The sequence below is a fragment of the Lysobacterales bacterium genome (genome assembly GCA_016703225.1).
Lineage (GTDB): Bacteria > Pseudomonadota > Gammaproteobacteria > Xanthomonadales > Ahniellaceae > JADKHK01.
Genome location: JADJCM010000003.1, coordinates 342663 through 358807, shown reverse-complemented (window position 1 = coordinate 358807; position 16145 = coordinate 342663). Strand labels below are relative to the sequence as shown.

The 16145-nt window shown below is 64.2% G+C and carries 14 protein-coding genes; 6 read left to right on the top strand and 8 right to left on the bottom strand.

Annotated features, from left to right (window positions below):
• Nucleotides 1-133 precede the first annotated feature (133 nt).
• The 5 genes from IPG63_14715 to IPG63_14695 all read right to left on the bottom strand — a co-directional run bounded on the left by IPG63_14715 (nucleotide 134) and on the right by IPG63_14695 (nucleotide 5692).
• Nucleotides 134-805 (bottom strand): hypothetical protein, encoded by a 672-nt coding sequence (locus tag IPG63_14715; GenBank protein MBK6728464.1) that lies wholly within the window; start codon nucleotides 803-805, stop codon nucleotides 134-136.
• A gap of 9 nt (nucleotides 806-814) precedes the next feature.
• Entirely contained in the window at nucleotides 815-2062 is a 1248-nt protein-coding gene (locus tag IPG63_14710; GenBank protein MBK6728463.1) for a site-specific integrase, read from the bottom strand.
• Between the two features lie 318 nt (nucleotides 2063-2380).
• Nucleotides 2381-2521 (bottom strand): entericidin A/B family lipoprotein, encoded by a 141-nt coding sequence (locus IPG63_14705; protein ID MBK6728462.1) that lies wholly within the window; start codon nucleotides 2519-2521, stop codon nucleotides 2381-2383.
• A 76-nt stretch (nucleotides 2522-2597) separates the two neighbouring features.
• Nucleotides 2598-4193, bottom strand: coding sequence for a wax ester/triacylglycerol synthase family O-acyltransferase (locus tag IPG63_14700; GenBank protein MBK6728461.1), 1596 nt, complete (start codon nucleotides 4191-4193; stop codon nucleotides 2598-2600).
• A 59-nt stretch (nucleotides 4194-4252) separates the two neighbouring features.
• On the bottom strand, nucleotides 4253-5692 hold the full coding sequence (locus tag IPG63_14695; protein ID MBK6728460.1) for a deoxyribodipyrimidine photo-lyase: 1440 nt from the start codon (nucleotides 5690-5692) through the stop codon (nucleotides 4253-4255).
• 275 nt (nucleotides 5693-5967) lie between these two features.
• Between IPG63_14695 and IPG63_14690 the strand changes: the two genes are divergently transcribed.
• Nucleotides 5968-6624 (top strand): hypothetical protein, encoded by a 657-nt coding sequence (locus IPG63_14690; GenBank protein ID MBK6728459.1) that lies wholly within the window; start codon nucleotides 5968-5970, stop codon nucleotides 6622-6624.
• A gap of 54 nt (nucleotides 6625-6678) precedes the next feature.
• Here the strand turns inward: IPG63_14690 and IPG63_14685 are convergent, their stop codons facing one another.
• Nucleotides 6679-7440, bottom strand: coding sequence for an ABC transporter permease (locus IPG63_14685; GenBank protein MBK6728458.1), 762 nt, complete (start codon nucleotides 7438-7440; stop codon nucleotides 6679-6681).
• Nucleotides 7437-8387, bottom strand: coding sequence for an ABC transporter ATP-binding protein (locus IPG63_14680; protein MBK6728457.1), 951 nt, complete (start codon nucleotides 8385-8387; stop codon nucleotides 7437-7439). The genes IPG63_14685 and IPG63_14680 overlap by 4 nt, the downstream gene beginning before the upstream one ends.
• Before the next feature lie 227 nt (nucleotides 8388-8614).
• On the opposite strand from IPG63_14680, the gene IPG63_14675 reads away from it, so the two are divergent.
• Nucleotides 8615-8818: a type II toxin-antitoxin system HicA family toxin gene (locus tag IPG63_14675; GenBank protein ID MBK6728456.1), complete on the top strand. Its 204-nt coding sequence runs from the start codon at nucleotides 8615-8617 to the stop codon at nucleotides 8816-8818.
• Nucleotides 8815-9249: a hypothetical protein gene (locus IPG63_14670; protein ID MBK6728455.1), complete on the top strand. Its 435-nt coding sequence runs from the start codon at nucleotides 8815-8817 to the stop codon at nucleotides 9247-9249. The genes IPG63_14675 and IPG63_14670 overlap by 4 nt, the downstream gene beginning before the upstream one ends.
• Nucleotides 9250-9270: 21 nt before the next feature.
• On the opposite strand, the gene IPG63_14665 is transcribed toward IPG63_14670, so the two are convergent.
• Nucleotides 9271-10461: an NAD(P)/FAD-dependent oxidoreductase gene (locus IPG63_14665; protein ID MBK6728454.1), complete on the bottom strand. Its 1191-nt coding sequence runs from the start codon at nucleotides 10459-10461 to the stop codon at nucleotides 9271-9273.
• A gap of 953 nt (nucleotides 10462-11414) precedes the next feature.
• Here IPG63_14665 and IPG63_14660 point away from each other — a divergent pair.
• From IPG63_14660 to IPG63_14650, 3 genes are all read left to right on the top strand, one after another.
• Entirely contained in the window at nucleotides 11415-13022 is a 1608-nt protein-coding gene (locus IPG63_14660) for an NAD(P)/FAD-dependent oxidoreductase (GenBank protein MBK6728453.1), read from the top strand.
• A gap of 85 nt (nucleotides 13023-13107) precedes the next feature.
• Nucleotides 13108-13452 (top strand): PadR family transcriptional regulator, encoded by a 345-nt coding sequence (locus IPG63_14655; protein ID MBK6728452.1) that lies wholly within the window; start codon nucleotides 13108-13110, stop codon nucleotides 13450-13452.
• Nucleotides 13449-16085, top strand: coding sequence for an ABC transporter permease (locus IPG63_14650; protein MBK6728451.1), 2637 nt, complete (start codon nucleotides 13449-13451; stop codon nucleotides 16083-16085). Before IPG63_14655 ends, IPG63_14650 begins: the two co-directional genes overlap by 4 nt.
• The last annotated feature ends 60 nt before the right edge of the window (nucleotides 16086-16145 follow it).

Here is a 16145-nt window from a genome sequence, read left to right as displayed (position 1 = left end):
TTTGTCCTCTGATGCGAGGAACACCCTCGCTGTGCGACGAGGGTCAGCGAGACCGTGGACGGGTCGTTAGGAAGAAACGCCCCTGATTGCCGACGTTTCTTCCTTGACGCGCATGCTGGCTACTTCACAGGCTTCACTCGCCCGGATCGAGCTTGGCGATGTGTGTGTGGTGGATAGGATCGTCGGGATCATCGACGATGACATTCACGAAGTCCGCGACGACGCTGTACTGCGGCCTGCCGGTTCTATCGCGGAGCAGTCGAATCAGGTGCTGCGCGACAGATGTCCGGAATGCACTACGGTGATGCGGCTTCGAGGGGCGCTTCATGCCTCCTTCCCATGTTGTTGGCTCGCGCAACAGGTCGTGCAGTCGAAGCAATACCGCTTGCAAGCAGAGCGGGGATGCCTCGCCAGAGGCTTTGCGCAAATAGTCGCGATCAGTTTCAGGAAACAGCGTCTCGACTGTGAGGGGCAATGCGCAGTGCGCTCGAAGTGCCTGTTCATGGCGCTTCATCGAGACCGTCAGCTTTTCAACGAGCCCGCGAACATCATTGACAGCTTCATGCTGCTCGCTTGCCGATACCTTTGGCATCGCCTCCCATGAGCCACGCGCCGACAGACAAGCTTCCAAGACTTCTTGCCCGACGTTCCGACCACATTCATGCGCTATCGCTTCCAAGCGATCACATAGCGCCGGGCTGTCGATGATGCGTGCCAGAACGGTGCGATCCCAGTACGGCGGCCAGAACTCAGGGCTGCCGTTGTATGCATTGATCCATGTAGGAGGGGGCTGCGAGCGAGTCATCTTGCCTTCCTATGCTGCCCGTACCAGCTTAGCTACGGCATTAGCCTTGTGCTCCGGCGCGAGATGCGCGTAGCGAAGCGTCATCTTCAAGTCGGCATGGCCGAGCAGTTCCCGAACGGTGTTGAGGTCTACGCCCGACATGACGAGCCGCGACGCGAAGTGATGCCGAAGATCGTGCCAGCGAAAGTCCTTCAACTTCGCTGCGGCGGAAACGGTCCGCCATGACGAATCGATATTGGTCATGGGCTTGCCGTCCTTGCCCGGAAAGATGAGGTCATCCGGCCCACCCGGATGCTGCCGCATCCAGCGCGTGACCGCCTCGAATGCTTCGGTATTCAGGGGAACATGCCGAGCCTTCCCGCTCTTCGCGGCGGCTGCACGGACCTTGACTTGCTGCTTCTCCATGTCGATATCGGTCCTGCGCAGCTTGAACATTTCTCCCCGACGAAGCCCCGTGTTGATGGTGAGAAGGACCATAGGCTGGATGTGGTCGGCATAGTCTTCGGTTCCAATGGCAGCCACTGGTTCCAGTCCGCGTTCGGTCAACCACCGACGATGGCTTTCACGGGCCGTCTTTGCTGCATCTTCACGGTCCATGAGAGCTTGCCGAAGGCGCTTCTCTTCATCATCGCTCAGGTACCGGACACGGTGATCGTCTTCCACTCGCGCTTGCTTGACCTTTCGCATCGGATGATCCACCAAATGGTCCCATTCGACGGCTTTGGTCAGGGCTGAACGAAGCGCAGCCATCTCGCGGTTGACCGTGCTTGCCTTGATGCCGGACTTGAGGCGATTGGACTTCCACTTGTCGAGTTGCCATGCCGTCAGGCTGTCCAGCCGCTTGTCGAGCAGGTCATGGAAGGAATGTCGAAGCCGGGCAAGGGTCATTTCCGCCGTACCAAGATGCGTCCCGGCCCATGGACCGTAGTGTTCTTCAAGGAACTGGCTGAGCGTCGGCTTCCGCTGTTCGCGCTGACGTTCGCGCTTCGCTTCGTTGGGATCGATGCCACGCGCCACGTCGCCCAATACTTTCTTGGCCTCGTCTCGGGCTTGGGTCGGCGTCAGCGGCGGAGTGCGGCCGATGACGTAGCGGTTCTTGCGACCGTTCCCGCGCAGCCGGTAGACGCACAGGAAGGTCTTGGTGCCGGAGGGATGGACCCGGAGTTGAAACCCGCGCAGGTCCGTGTCGTGGACATCGTAGGGGCGCTCGGCCGGTTGCAATGCGGCGACAAGCTGAGCGGTGATCTTGGCTTTCATGGATGAAGACCTCTCCTGAATGACGGAAGAGGCTTCATCCCGTTGCGTGGTCCACCTGTGGTCCAATTTGAGGGCACGGGGGCGAATCGTCAAGCACAATCCTGCACTTGCTCCCTGTCCTATCTATCTGATATAGAAGGGAAGCGAGGTGCCTCCATGTGCATGTTCGCGCCTTGGTGTGCTAGCCTCGGAGGCATTCACACGGCAGGGGTCACAAGTTCGAAACTTGTACCGCCCACCAGATCGACCAGACACCCGGCGGCGACGTCGGGTGTTTCATTTTCAAGCGAACGCTGCGTCGCCGATGCCGGCCCGAGGCTACGAGTGTTTCTCCGCGCTGTCTTCGATCTTCTCGCCGGCCTTCTGCAAGTCTTTGCCCACGCCCTTGACGGTGTTGCACGCGAGCAGTCCGGCCGCAAACGCGACCAGCACGATGCCGCGCAGGATCTTGTGGATCATGGAAGTCTCCCTGTCTGGATCGGGGCGCGAAACTAGCACAGCCCGCGCAGCGCAGGCGTGCGCTCCGACGCAGGATTCAGGCCAGTTCGCGCAACTTGCGCCGCTGCGCCTCGGCGCGGGTTTCGCGCTTTGCTGCTGGCTTTGCAGCGGGCTTCGACGCGGGCTTCGCCTTCGCCTTCGACTTCGGCACCGCGGCCTGGCCAGTGACGAAGCGGCGCAGCGTGGCCTCGGCGTCGGCTGGCGTGATGTCGGTGTTCCAGTCTTCCATCAGCGCGATCAGCAACAGCTTCTCGAACTCGGTGGCGAACCGATTGATGATCGCCTCCGGATCGGGAACCAGTTTGGCATCGGTGATCAGGCCGAAGTGCACCGCGCCATCGTAACTCAGGATGCTGATGCCCATGCCGATCGAGCCAGTCTGCGGCACCCAAAACATCTGCTCGACGATGCGACAACCAGCGAAGAACAGCGGCATCTGCGGTCCCGGCACATTGGTCGCAACAGCGGTCGCCTTGCGGCTGAACATCTCGAGCGCAGTCTTCTGCAATGCCGCCGGTGCCATGCCCAAGGCGGCGAGCAATCCGAATGCAACGATGGCCTGGCGCGAGCGCTTGAGTTCGCGCATGCATTCGGCGACGCGCTCCAGCCGCCGCAACGGATTCGACTCGCCGATCGGCAGGTTCAGAAACACCAGCCCGAAGTGGTTGCCGAGCTTCTTGGCGTGCTCCAGCGGTCGTAGGTTGACCGGCACGGTGGCGCGGATGGTCAGCCCCTCGGGGTCTTCGCCTCGCTCCAGCAGATAGGAGCGCAAGGCCCCGGCGGCGCAGGCCAGCAGCACGTCATTAACGGTGCAGCCAAGCGCGCGGCCAACGATCTTCACTTCCTCCAGCGGCAGCGGCTCGGCCCAGGCACAGCGCTTGCTGACACCGAGCGATCCCTTGAAACGGGTGATCGGATCGTCGGGAAGGCTGACGGCAATCGCGAGCTCGCGTGCGATCTCGCCGCCTTCGTGCGCAAGCTTCTGCACCATCTCCGGATGCTGCAGCAGTTCGTGTCCCTTCTCGATCACCTTCTCGCCGATGTGCAACGCGCTGGTCAGCCCCTCGCGTGCCGGCTGCAACAGGCGCTCGAGTACCGAGCCGCGGTCCTCGCTGAGCCAGGTCTTGGCGAGTTCGATGTGCTTTTCGGGCGAGGGCTTCACATCGGTCAGCGACAGCAGCACCTGGATCAGCGCGATGCCGTCGGCATAGCAGTGGTGGATGCGCGTGATCAGCGCGCTGCCACCGTTGTACTTCTCGACAACGTGGAATTGCCAGCGCGGCTTCGACGCATCGAGCGGCGTCGAGGCGAGATGCGAGACCAGCCGCTGCAACTCCTCGCGCCCGCCCTTGCCGGGCAGCGCGGTCAGCCGCACGTGCCAGTCGAGATCGAAGTCGGCATCGGTCTCCCAGTAGGCGCCAGCGGGCGTGTCCACCGCCTTCTGCTGGAAACGGCGATAGGCGAGGAAGCGCTCGCGCAGCATGCGCTTGAAGCGGTCGATGTCGAGATGCGACTCGAACATCATCACGCCGCTGATCATCATCAGGTTGGTGGCGCGTTCCATGCGCAACCACGCGGTGTCCACCTTGGACATCGGCTCGCGATTGCGCCGCCCCATCGTCATCACCGCCATGACCCGCGCTCCCCGTTTCCGAATGCCTGCTTCGGTTGTACCGGTGCGTCCGGGATGCGTCAACGAGGATCGGCGGCGCGCATCTGCGCATGGGCTGCAAGCGCCGCTTCACGACTGCGGGCGAGGTCCACCAACGGCCTCGCATACACGCCGCTGACGCCGAACTCGGCCTGCTGCGCCGGCGCGAGCGTCCATGGACGATGCACGCGCGCGGCCGGAACCCGGGCCAGCTCGGGCAGGTAACGCTTGACGTAGTGCCCATGTGGATCGAAGCGCTCGCCCTGCAGCACCGGATTGAAGATGCGGAAATAGGGCGCGGCATCGGCGCCAGTTCCGGCTACCCACTGCCAGCCCAGCGTGTTCGCGGCGAGATCGGCGTCGACCAGCGTGTCCCAGAACCAGCGCGCGCCGTGGATCCAGTGGTAGCGCAGGTTCTTGGTCAGGAACGAGGCGACGATCATGCGCACGCGGTTGTGCATCCAGCCGGTCTCCCAGAGCTGGCGCATGCCGGCGTCGACGATGGGGATGCCGGTGTGGCCGTGCTGCCAAGCCCGCAGCAGCTTCGGTTCCGGTTCGGCCCACGCCAGTTGATCGAAGCGGGCATTGAGGTTGTGCTCGACCGTCGCCGGAAAGTGGTACAGCAGATGGTGCGCGAACTCACGCCAGCCGAGCTCGCGCACGAAGGGCTCGATGCGTTCCATGAAGCCCGGATCGCCCTGGGCTTCGAGCTGCAGCGCAGCCAATACCTGACGCGGAGAAATCTCGCCGAAATGCAGGTGCGGCGACAGCATCGAGGTGCCCGTGAGGTCCGGCCGATCGCGCTCCTGCGCGTAGCGCGTTGCCTGCGCCGCGAACGCGCGCACGCGCATCAACCCGCCCTGCTCGCCCGGCGTCCAGGTCGCGCGTAGCCCGCCGTCCCAGGCGACTGCCGGCGACAACGCCAGCGACTCGATGGCTTCGCTCGGCAGCGCCGCACCCGCCCAGCGCAACGCCTGCGGCGCCGGCAGCGGCAGCGCGTCCGCGATGCGTCCGAGGGCATTGCGCCAGAACGGCGTGAACACGCGGTAGGGCTGCCCGGTCTGGGTCGAAACCTGCCACGGCTCGACAAACAGCGCGGCATTGTGACTCTCGACCGCGATCCGATCGGTCGCCAGCCTTTGCTCGATCGCCTGATCGCGCGCGATCGCCGCGGGCTCGTACAGGCGATTCCAATGCACCGCCACGGCACCGGTCTCGCCGATCAAGCGCGTGATCGCATCCAGCGCCGGCCCGCGCCGCACCAGCAGGCGCCCACCGCGCTCCCGCAACTCGGCATCGAGCGCAACCAGGCTCTGCTGCAGCCACCAGTCGCTGGCTGCCCCCGCACGCCAGGCTCCGTCTTCCTCCGGACTGTGCACATACAACGCGACCAGCGGCAGCCCGCTCTGCGCCGCTGCATCGAGCGCAGGATGGTCGATCAGGCGCAGATCACGACGGAACCAGACGATGGCGGTAGACATCGATCACTCCGATCGCGGAAGCAGGTGGTGCGGGTGGCCATTTCAGCGCAATTGATGCGAAAACCTTGCCGAGGCAGCGTCGACCGAGAGTCTCTGAATGGTGCAGTGACCTTCGTCGGAATCTGCCCGGCGAACTGTACCGCGAGCGATTGGTCGAAGTACCATGGGAGGCGGAGCGCATTCCGCCCTCTGTCCATCGTCAGACCAGGGATTGCCCGAAGTTCTGCCGGCAACGACGACGACAACCGAAGCAAATTCAACTCACTGGAAATCGCATGATCAGGAATATTCCACGCTTCATTGTCTTGATTTCGGCATTGAACCTGATCACCGGCGCTTGCGAAGTGCGCGCTGCAGAGAAGACCACCAAGAACGTTCCCGTGACCGGCATGACGCCGGAACAGCTCTCTGAGCGATGGTGGCAATGGGCGTTATCGGCTCCCGACGACCAACACCCGCTGAAGGATGTACAAGGGGTGCATTGCGCGGTGGGTCAGAAGGGAGGCGTATGGTTTCTTGCCGGCGGATTTGGTTCGTCGCGGATCGCGCGCACATGTACCGTTCCTCATGGGAAAAGCATCTTCTTCCCCATCATCAATTTCGCCCACTATCGTCCACGTGGAACTGACGCGCTGACCTGCGAGCGCGCAAAAGAACTCTCTGCGCTAAAAAACGACTCCGCAATCGACTTGTTCGCGGTGCTCGACGATACCCCCATCGACAATCTACGCGGACGCAGGATCCGGTCGTCGAGCTGCTTCAACGTGTTCGAAGGCGTCCCCGGCGCATACGACGCCTACCCGTCGGCATCGGACGGTTTTTGGGTGCTGCTGAAACCTCTGGCAAAAGGCCGGCACACACTGTCGTTTGGCGGTCAGTACAGCAACGGCGGCATGTTGCAGGACATCGCCTATACCCTGATTGTCGAATGACGTCGACGAATCCTTTGTTCTTCTCGGAAAGGACGGCATCGATTGACGCTGGCTTCACCGCTTCAGTCGATAACCGCTCAGGATTATCCAGCGGGCGGTGAGGATGCAGGTGAGCAGGAAACCGAGGATGGCGGCGAGGCTGATCTCGATCTGCACGTCGGAGACGCCGTAGAAGCTCCAGCGGAAGCCGGAGATCAGATAGACGATCGGATTGAAGAAGGTGAGCTCGCGCCACGGTGAGGGCAGCATGTCGAGCGAGTAGAACGCGCCACCGAGGAAGGTGAGCGGCGTGATCACCAGCATCGGCACGGTCTGCAGCTTCTCCCAGCTGTCGGCCCAGATGCCGATCAGGAACCCGAACAGCGAGAAGCTCGCGGCGGTGAGCAGCAGGAAGCACAACATCCAGAACGGATGCGCGATCTCGTAGGGGACGAACACGCGCGCGGTGACCAGGATCAGCGCGCCGAGCAGCATCGACTTGGTGGTCGCGGCGCCGACGTAGCCGAGCAACATCTCGCCCCAGGACACCGGCGCGGACAGGATCTCGAAGATGGTGCCCGACCATTTCGGGAAGTAGATGCCGAACGAGGCATTGCCGATGCTCTCGTTCAAGATCGACAGCATCATCAGGCCGGGGATGATGAAGGCACCGTAGGCGACGCCGTCGATGGCGCCCATGCGCGCGCCGATCGCGGCACCGAACACAATGAAATACAGCGAGGTCGACAGCACCGGCGAAGCCACGCTCTGGCCGATGGTGCGGAACCAGCGCGACATTTCGAACTTGTAGATTGCGGCAATCGCGAGCCAGTTCATGCGCGCTCCCTCACCAGGCTGACGAAGATCTCCTCGAGCGTGCTTTCGCTGGTCTTCAGGTCATGGAAGCCGATGCCCTCGCCCCCGAGTCGATTCAGCAGCCGCGAGATCCCGGTGGCCTCGCCACCGGCATCGAATCGGTAGACGAGCACCAGCCCCTCTTCCTGCAATTCGAGCGAGAAGTCGGACAGCGCCACCGGCAGCGCGGCCAGCGGCTCGTTCAAATGCAGCGCCAGTTCGCGCTTGCCGAGCTTCTGCATCAACGTGGCCTTGTCCTCGACCAGGATGATTTCGCCTTTCAGGATCACGCCGACACGGTCGGCCATCTCCTCGGCCTCCTCGATGTAGTGCGTGGTCAGGATGATGGTGACGCCGCGTTCCCGCAGCCGACGTACGACATTCCACATGTCATGGCGCAGCTCGACATCGACACCGGCCGTCGGCTCGTCGAGGAACAGGATGCTCGGCTCATGCGCCAGCGCCTTCGCGATCAGCACGCGCCGCTTCATGCCACCGGACAGCGTCATGATCTTGTCGTTGCGCTTGTCCCACAGACTCAGGTCCCTGAGCACCTGTTCGACATGCGCCGGGTTGGGCTTGAAGCCGAACAGGCCACGGCTGAAATTGCAGGTGGCCCACACCGTTTCGAACGCGTCGGTATGCAGCTCTTGCGGCACCAGCCCGATGCGCGCCCGCGCCCCACGGAACTCGCGCACATTGTCGAAGCCATCGGCGACCACCGAACCCGAACTGGCGTTGACGATGCCGCAGATGATGCTGATCAGCGTCGTCTTGCCGGCCCCGTTCGGCCCGAGCAGCGCGAAGATCTCTCCGCGCCGGATTTCGAGGTCGATGCCCTTCAGCGCCGAAAACCCGTTGGCGTAGGTCTTGGTCAGGCCGCGCACGGTGACGATCGGTCCCGCGGTCGCGCGCGAGTCCGTCTGCATCACTGCCGCCATACTCGTCTCCCGCCGATGCCGTGAGCGCCGAGTGTAGCGAGGCGCCGGGAATTCCATGGCAAGCCCAGGCAGGGAGTGCCGCCACGCAAGACCGTCTTCGTCCCACGATCCCGTCGAAACCAAACTGTAGCCCCGAGCCCGCGCCGAGATCGCCGCGGGCGCGTCTTGCCGTCGGTCCATTGATGTCAGGACACTTGTGTCCTATCTTTCGGCCGATGAAGACACGCCAGTTCCTGAGGTTGCTCAAGGCGCATGGCGCGACGATTGACCAAGGGCGCGGCAAGGGTGGGCATGTGTTGGTTACCCTGAATGATCGGCAGGCCACAGTGCCGACCCATGGCGATACCGATTTTGACCCCGATTTCCTCGACGACATCTGCAAACAACTGGGCACGCGACTGAAGGAGTTGAATCGATGAGCCTTGCTTACCCGGTTACGCTGAAGCGCTACGCCAGCGGGCAAGTGGGCGTGCGTTTTGTCGATGTTCCCGAGGCGATCACGGCAGGCGTGTCCAGAGCGGAAGCCCTGGCCTTGGCCGAAGACGCCTTGCTGGTGGCGCTTTCCGGATACGTCGATGCCGGGCGCCCATTGCCGCGAGCGTCCAAACCGACTCGCGGTCAGCCTCTGATCACATTGCCTGCGCGGGTGGCCTTCAAGTTCGCGATTCATCTCGCCATGCGCCAGGCCGGCATGACCCAGACGCTGCTGGCTGCACGACTCGGTGTCGATGCCCGTCAAGTGCGTCGCATCCTCGACATCGACCACGAATCCACGCTCGACCAGCTCGAGTGCGCACTTGCCGCACTCGGCCTGCGCGCATCGCTGGTCGTGACGAAAATTGCGGCGTAGCGGCCCGCCACTGCGCTGCCTTCACACCGCCATCCCGGCCGCATGGCCAGACGCCCACGCCCACTGGAAATTGTAGCCGCCGAGCCAGCCGGTGACGTCGACGACTTCGCCGATGAAGTAGAGGCCGGGCACGCGCTTGGATTGCATCGTGGTCGAAGACAGTTCGTCGGTGTCGACGCCGCCGAGGGTGACTTCGGCGGTGCGATAGCCTTCGGTGCCGCTGGCGACCAGCGGCCAGTCCTGCAGTTGCGCGGCAATGGTGCGCAAGGCCGGATCGTTGAACTGCTTGATCGGGCGTGACTCGAACCAGACTTCGCACAAGCGCTCGGCGAAGCGCTTGGGCAGCAGTTCGGCGAGCACGGTGCGCAACTCGGCCGCCGGGCGTTGCGCCTGCAGCCGCTTCAGTGCATCGAACGCGTTCGTCTGCGGCAGCAAATCGAGTCGCAGGTCGTCGCCCGGCTGCCAGTACGAGGAAATCTGCAGGATCGCCGGACCACTGACGCCGCGATGAGTGATCAGCATGAAGTTGTCGAAGCGTTGGCCGTTGCATTGCGCCGACACCGGCAAGGCGACGCCGCTCAAGCCTTCGAATCGCTCCTGGTGCTTGCCGGAGAGTGTCAGCGGCACCAGGCCAGCACGCGTCGGCAATACCGAGTGCCCGAACTGGCGCGCCAGCTCGAAGCCGAATCCGCTCGCGCCCATGCTCGGAATCGACAGGCCGCCGGTCGCGACCACCACTGCCGGCGCGCGCACGCGGCCGAGTGCGGTGTCGACCATGAAGCCGTCCTCGACCTGCTGCACGCCCTCGACCGTGCAACTCGTGTCGATTTGCACCTCGGCCGCGGCACATTCGTCCAGCAGCATGCGCACGATCAACTTCGCCGACTCGTCGCAGAAAAGCTGGCCGAGTTCCTTCTCGTGATACGCAATGCCGTGGCGATCGACCAGGTCGATGAACTGCTGCGGCCGGAAGCGCGCCAGTGCCGACTTGCAGAAGTGCGGATTCGCAGAAATGAAATTCGCCGCGCTGGTGCCGGTATTGGTGAAATTGCAGCGGCCACCGCCGGACATCAGGATCTTCTTGCCGACCCGATTCGCGTGCTCGATCACGCGCACGCGCCGACCGCGCTGGCCGGCGGTCAGCGCACACATCAACCCGGCAGCACCGCCGCCAATCACGATGACATCAGCATCTTCAGCCGATTGGCTCATTCAATCCTGACTCCGTTCGTCCTGAGCTTGCCGACATGATCCGTTCGCCCTGAGCTTGCCCACATGATCCGTTCGCCCTGAGCCTGTCGAAGAGCGTTGCGAAACCCTCGCACATTCCGTCCATGGTTCGACAGGCTCACCACGAACGGAATCACGACCGTTCGCCCTGAGCCTGTCGAAGGGCGTTGCGAAACCCTCGCACATTCCGTCCATGGTTCGACAGGCTCACCACGAACGGAATCACGACCGTTCGCCCTGAGCCTGTCGAAGGGCGTTGCGAAACCCTCGCACATTCCGTCCATGGTTCGACAGGCTCACCACGAACGGAATCACGACCGTTCGCCCTGAGCCTGTCGAAGGGCGTTGCGAAACCCTCGCACATTCCGTCCATGGTTCGACAGGCTCACCACGAACGGAATCACGACCGTTCGCCCTGAGCCTGTCGAAGGGCGTTGCGAAACCCTCGCACATTCCGTCCATGGTTCGACAGGCTCACCACGAACGGAATCACGACCGTTCGCCCTGAGCCTGTCGAAGGGCGTTGCGAAACCCTCGCACATTCCGTCCATGGTTCGACAGGCTCACCACGAACGGAATCACGACCGTTCGCCCTGAGCCTGTCGAAGGGCGTTGCGAAACCCTCGCACATTCCGTCCATGGTTCGACAGGCTCACCACGAACGGAATCACGACCGTTCGCCCTGAGCCTGTCGAAGGGCGTTGCGAAACCCTCGCACATTCCGTCCATGGTTCGACAGGCTCACCACGAACGGAATCACGACCGTTCGCCCTGAGCCTGTCGAAGGGCGTTGCGAAACCCTCGCACATTCCGTCCATGGCTCGACAGGCTCACCACGAACGGAATCACGACCGTTCGCCCTGAGCCCATCGCAGTTCGCGCAGGATCCCCCGGTCTCGACTAGCATGCGCGCCGAACCTGAAACGAATCGACCCATGCTGCGACTCACCGAAATCAAGCTGCCGCTCGGCCACCCCGGGGAGGCGCTGCGCGCGGCCATCGTGCAGCGCCTGGGCATCGACACCGAGGACCTGCTCGAGTTCACGGTCTACAAGCGCAGCTACGACGCGCGCCAGCGCCGCGCCATCCTGTTGATCTACACCGTCGACGTGAAGCTCGGCGACGCTGCAGCGGCGAGTGTTGCCAAACGCAGCATCGCCCACGTCGGACCGACGCCGGACATGCGCTACCGCTTCGTCACGCAAGCGCCGAGTGGCCTGCGCGAACGACCACTGATCATCGGTTTCGGCCCGTGTGGATTGTTCGCGGCCTTGATCCTGGCGCAGATGGGTTTCCGCCCGATCGTGCTCGAACGAGGCAAGGCGGTTCGTGAGCGCACCCGCGACACCTGGGGGCTGTGGCGCGGCAAGGTGTTGAACCCGGAGTCGAACGTGCAGTTCGGCGAGGGCGGCGCCGGTACCTTTTCGGACGGCAAGCTGTACAGCCAGATCAAGGACCCGCACCACTACGGCCGCAAGGTGCTGCAGGAATTCGTCGCTGCCGGCGCGCCCGAGGAAATCCTCTGCGTCAGCAAGCCGCATATCGGCACCTTCCGCCTGGTCAGCATGATCGAGAAGATGCGTGGCGATATCGAAGCGCTCGGCGGCGAAATCCGCTTCGAAGCGCGCGTCGAACGCTTGCTGATGGACGATCGCCAGGTGCGCGGCGTGCGTTTCGCCAGCGGCGAGGAACTGCGCAGCAACCACGTCGTGCTCGCGGTCGGGCACAGCGCGCGCGACACCTTCCAGACGTTGTACGCGCAGGGCGTGCACATCGAGGCCAAGCCGTTCTCGATCGGTTTCCGCATCGAACATCCGCAGTCGATGGTCGATCAGGCGCGCTTCGGTGATTTCGCCGGCGACCCGATCCTCGGCGCGGCCGACTACAAACTCGTGCACCACGCCCGCAATGGCCGCTCGGTGTACAGCTTCTGCATGTGCCCGGGTGGCACCGTGGTCGCCGCGACGTCGGAAGCGGGCCAGGTGGTCACCAATGGCATGAGCCAGTATTCGCGCAACGAACGCAATGCGAACGCCGGGCTCGTGGTCGGCATCAGCCCCGAAGATTATCCCGGCGGCGCGCTCGCCGGCATCGACTTCCAGCGCCATTGGGAACGGCGCGCGTTTGAACTTGGCGGTGGCGACTATCTCGCGCCGGCACAACGCGTCGGCGACTTCCTGGCCGGCCGCGCATCGACCGAGTTCGGCAGCGTGTTGCCCTCCTACCAACCCGGCGTGCACCTGTGCGACCTGAGCACCGCCCTGCCCGACTACGCGATCACCGCGATGCGCGAAGCAATCCCGGCGCTGGATCGACAGCTCAAGGGCTTCGCGCTGCCCGACGCGATCCTGACCGCGGTGGAGACACGCACCTCTTCACCGATCCGCATCAACCGCGGCGCCGACTACCAGAGCATCAACACCCGCGGCCTGTATCCCGCCGGCGAAGGCGCGAGTTACGCCGGCGGCATCTACTCCGCGGCGATCGACGGCATCGAAGTGGCGCAGGCAGTGGCGCTGGCGATGACCGCGACGTCGCGCTGAGTCCGCCCTGTCGTCAGTCATGCCTCTCTCTCCTTGACGACTTAGGGGAATGCGCTAGGCTTGCCTAAACTTCTTAGGCGAGACCATGAACCCTGCCCCGATCATTCCCGGAACCCTGGACCTGCTGGTGCTCAAGGCCGTGTCGCTCGGTCGCGAGCATGGTTATGGCGTGTTGCTGCGCATCCAGCGCGCGTCGCACGATGCGTTGCTGGTTGAACAAGGTGCGCTCTACCCGGCCCTGGCGCGGCTCGAGCAGCAGGGCTTGATCGAGTCGGAATGGGGCGTGTCGGAGAACAATCGCCGCGCCAAGTTCTACGTGCTGACGCGCGACGGCAAGGCGCGCCTGAAGAGTGACACCGCCGACTGGAAACGATTCTCGGCAGCACTCGAGCAGGTGCTGGCGACGCCGAACCTGGAGGCACTGGCATGAGCCTGAGAGACCTGTGGCAACGATTGCGCCATCGCCGCCAGTTCGAGCGCGACCTCGACAGCGAACTGCAATTCCATTTCGAGTCGCGACGTGACGACTTGATCCGTCGCGGCACTGCCGCCGACGAAGCCGCGCGCATCGCGCGCATCGAACTAGGCATGGTCGAGCTGCACAAGGACTCGGTACGCCATGCACTCGGCCTCGGTGCCTTCGACGACTGGTCCGGCGAACTGCGCCGTGCCTTGCGCAGCCTGGCGCGCAGCCCCTTGTTCACGCTGTCGGCCACACTGATCCTCGGCGCCGCGATTGCCATCAACCTGGTGTTGTTCTCGGTCTACGGCAGCTACCTGCTGCGCACGCCCGAGATCGTGCAACGCGGCGAAGTGATCGACCTGGTGCGGTTGTACGGTGCAGACGGCTCGCGCCGGGTACGACCCACTGCCGACGAGTTGCGCAGCATCAGCCCGGCCATCGAATCGGACAGCAGCGGGCTGCTGATCAGCAACATGGTGCGGATGATGCTCGGCGGCAGTTCGCCGCGCACCGCCTATGGCCTGGCGGTCAACGGCGACTACCTGCCGCTGCTGCGGTCGCGACCGCGGATCGGGCGCATTCTCGATGCCCGCGACGACGTCTCTGGCGCCGCGCCGACGCTGTTGCTGAGCGACGCGGGTTGGCGCGTGCTCACCCATTCGGACCCGAATGTCGTTGGCAAGTCGCTGATGTTCAGCGGCGTCGCGTTCACCATCGTCGGCGTGATGCCGCCGGATTTTCTCGATCTGCAGCCGCTGCCGCCTCAGTTCTGGATCACGACCGAGGGTTATGCCACCTGGCGCGGCCACTATTCGGGCAGCGACTACAGCGACGGCTATGACCTCAGCGTGCTGCTCACGAGCGGGGCCAGCCCCGAGAGTCTGCGCCAGCGCCTGTTGCCCGCATTGCAGGCGCTCGCCTCGCGCCAAGGCAAGGACGAGGACATCGCCAGCGTGCAGTTGCTGAAGCGCACTTCCCTGCTCGCCGCCGGCGATGCGCAAGACCTGAACATGGCCGCGGTGCCGATCTTCGCGCTGGTCTTGCTGGTGCTGGTCGTCGCCTGCGCCAATCTCGCCAACCTGATGCTGGCCCGCGCCACCGCACGGCGACAGGAACTGGCGATTCGCGCCAGCATGGGTGCCTCGCGCTGGCGCATGGTCCGCCAGTTGATGACCGAATGCAGCCTGCTCGCGACCGCTGCCGCGGCACTCGGGCTCGTGCTTTGCGCGCTGACCGTCGAACCGCTTCATCGCTACGCGCTGTCGATGATGATCGGGCTCGGCATGGAACCAATCGCGATCCACATCGACTGGCGCGTGTTCCTCGCCGCCACCGTCCTCGCCGGCATCACCACGATGAGTTTCGGCCTGTTGCCGGCGTTGGCCAGCACCGGGCGCAACCTGTCCGCTGGTGCGCGTCGCGACTCGGTGATCGGATCGATCACGCCGTCGCGACTGCGCGCGGCACTGATGGTGTCGCAGATCGCCGCCAGCCTGGTCCTGCTGGTGGTGGCCGCGCTGATCGTGGCGACTGCGCACCGCGCCCAGCACATTGACATCGGATTTGACGAACAACGCCTGTTCGACCTGCGCCATCCCGCCCCCGATGCGGCCCTGCGACGCCGCATCGAGCAGGTGCCTGGCGTCGTCGGCAGCACCGCGGTGATGCGTGTGCCGCTGTACGGCTGGCCCTCGCCGGCACCGGCGCAGGTCGGCGAACGCAGCCGTTCGGTCGGCCTCAATCGCGTCGACGAACGCTTCTTCTCGACACTCGGCATCCCGCTGGAACTGGGTCGGGATTTTCGTGCCGATGAAGCCACGAACCGCGCTGCCGTCGCGATCGTCAGCGCCGCCACCGCGCGTGACCTGTGGCCCGGGCAGTCGCCGATCGGCCAACGCATCCAGTTCCCGCCGGACCCGCTGGATGTGCTCGGACTCGGCAACGCCGGAATCGTGGGTGAAGTCGAAGTGGTGGGTGTCGCGGCCGATGTCGCCAGCGGCCTGCTGTTCACGGGCATGGACGAGAGCGCGGTCTATCTGCCCGCGCCGCTCGCGCCGGGCCAGTTGAACGAACTGGTGGTTGCAGTCGATCCGCGGCAAGCGGCAGCGGCGAAGCGCGAATTGATCCGCATCTGCAATCAGATCGACGCAGCGAGGCCCTGTGAACCCTGGGCGCTGACCGACGTGGTGGCGATGCAGCGGCTGCCGTTCGAGATCGCGCGCAGCGTTGCCAGCGTGCTCGGCCTCGTTGCCCTGCTCATCTCGGCGGTCGGCCTCTACGGAGTGGTCCGATTCACCGTCGTCAGCCGCACGCGCGAGATCGGCGTGCGCATCGCGCTCGGCGCCACGGCCAACGGCGTGGTGAGACTGGTGCTCAGCGGTGCGCTGCGGCAGGTGGTGCTCGGGGTGGTCATCGGACTGCCGGTCTGTTTGCTGGTGTCCTGGCTGGCCTCGGGAACGCTCGGTTGGTCGGTGGCGTTCACCCCGGTGGCCTATGTGGGCGTGCCATTGTTGCTGATGGCCACCGCAGTGCTTTCCACTGTGCTGCCCGCGCGCCACGCCACCCGCGTCACCCCGACCGAAGCGCTGCGCCAGGAGTGAGCGCGCCCGCAATTCGCCCGAAGCGGGCCGAGTCCGGGCCGCGCAAGGGCTCATTGCGCA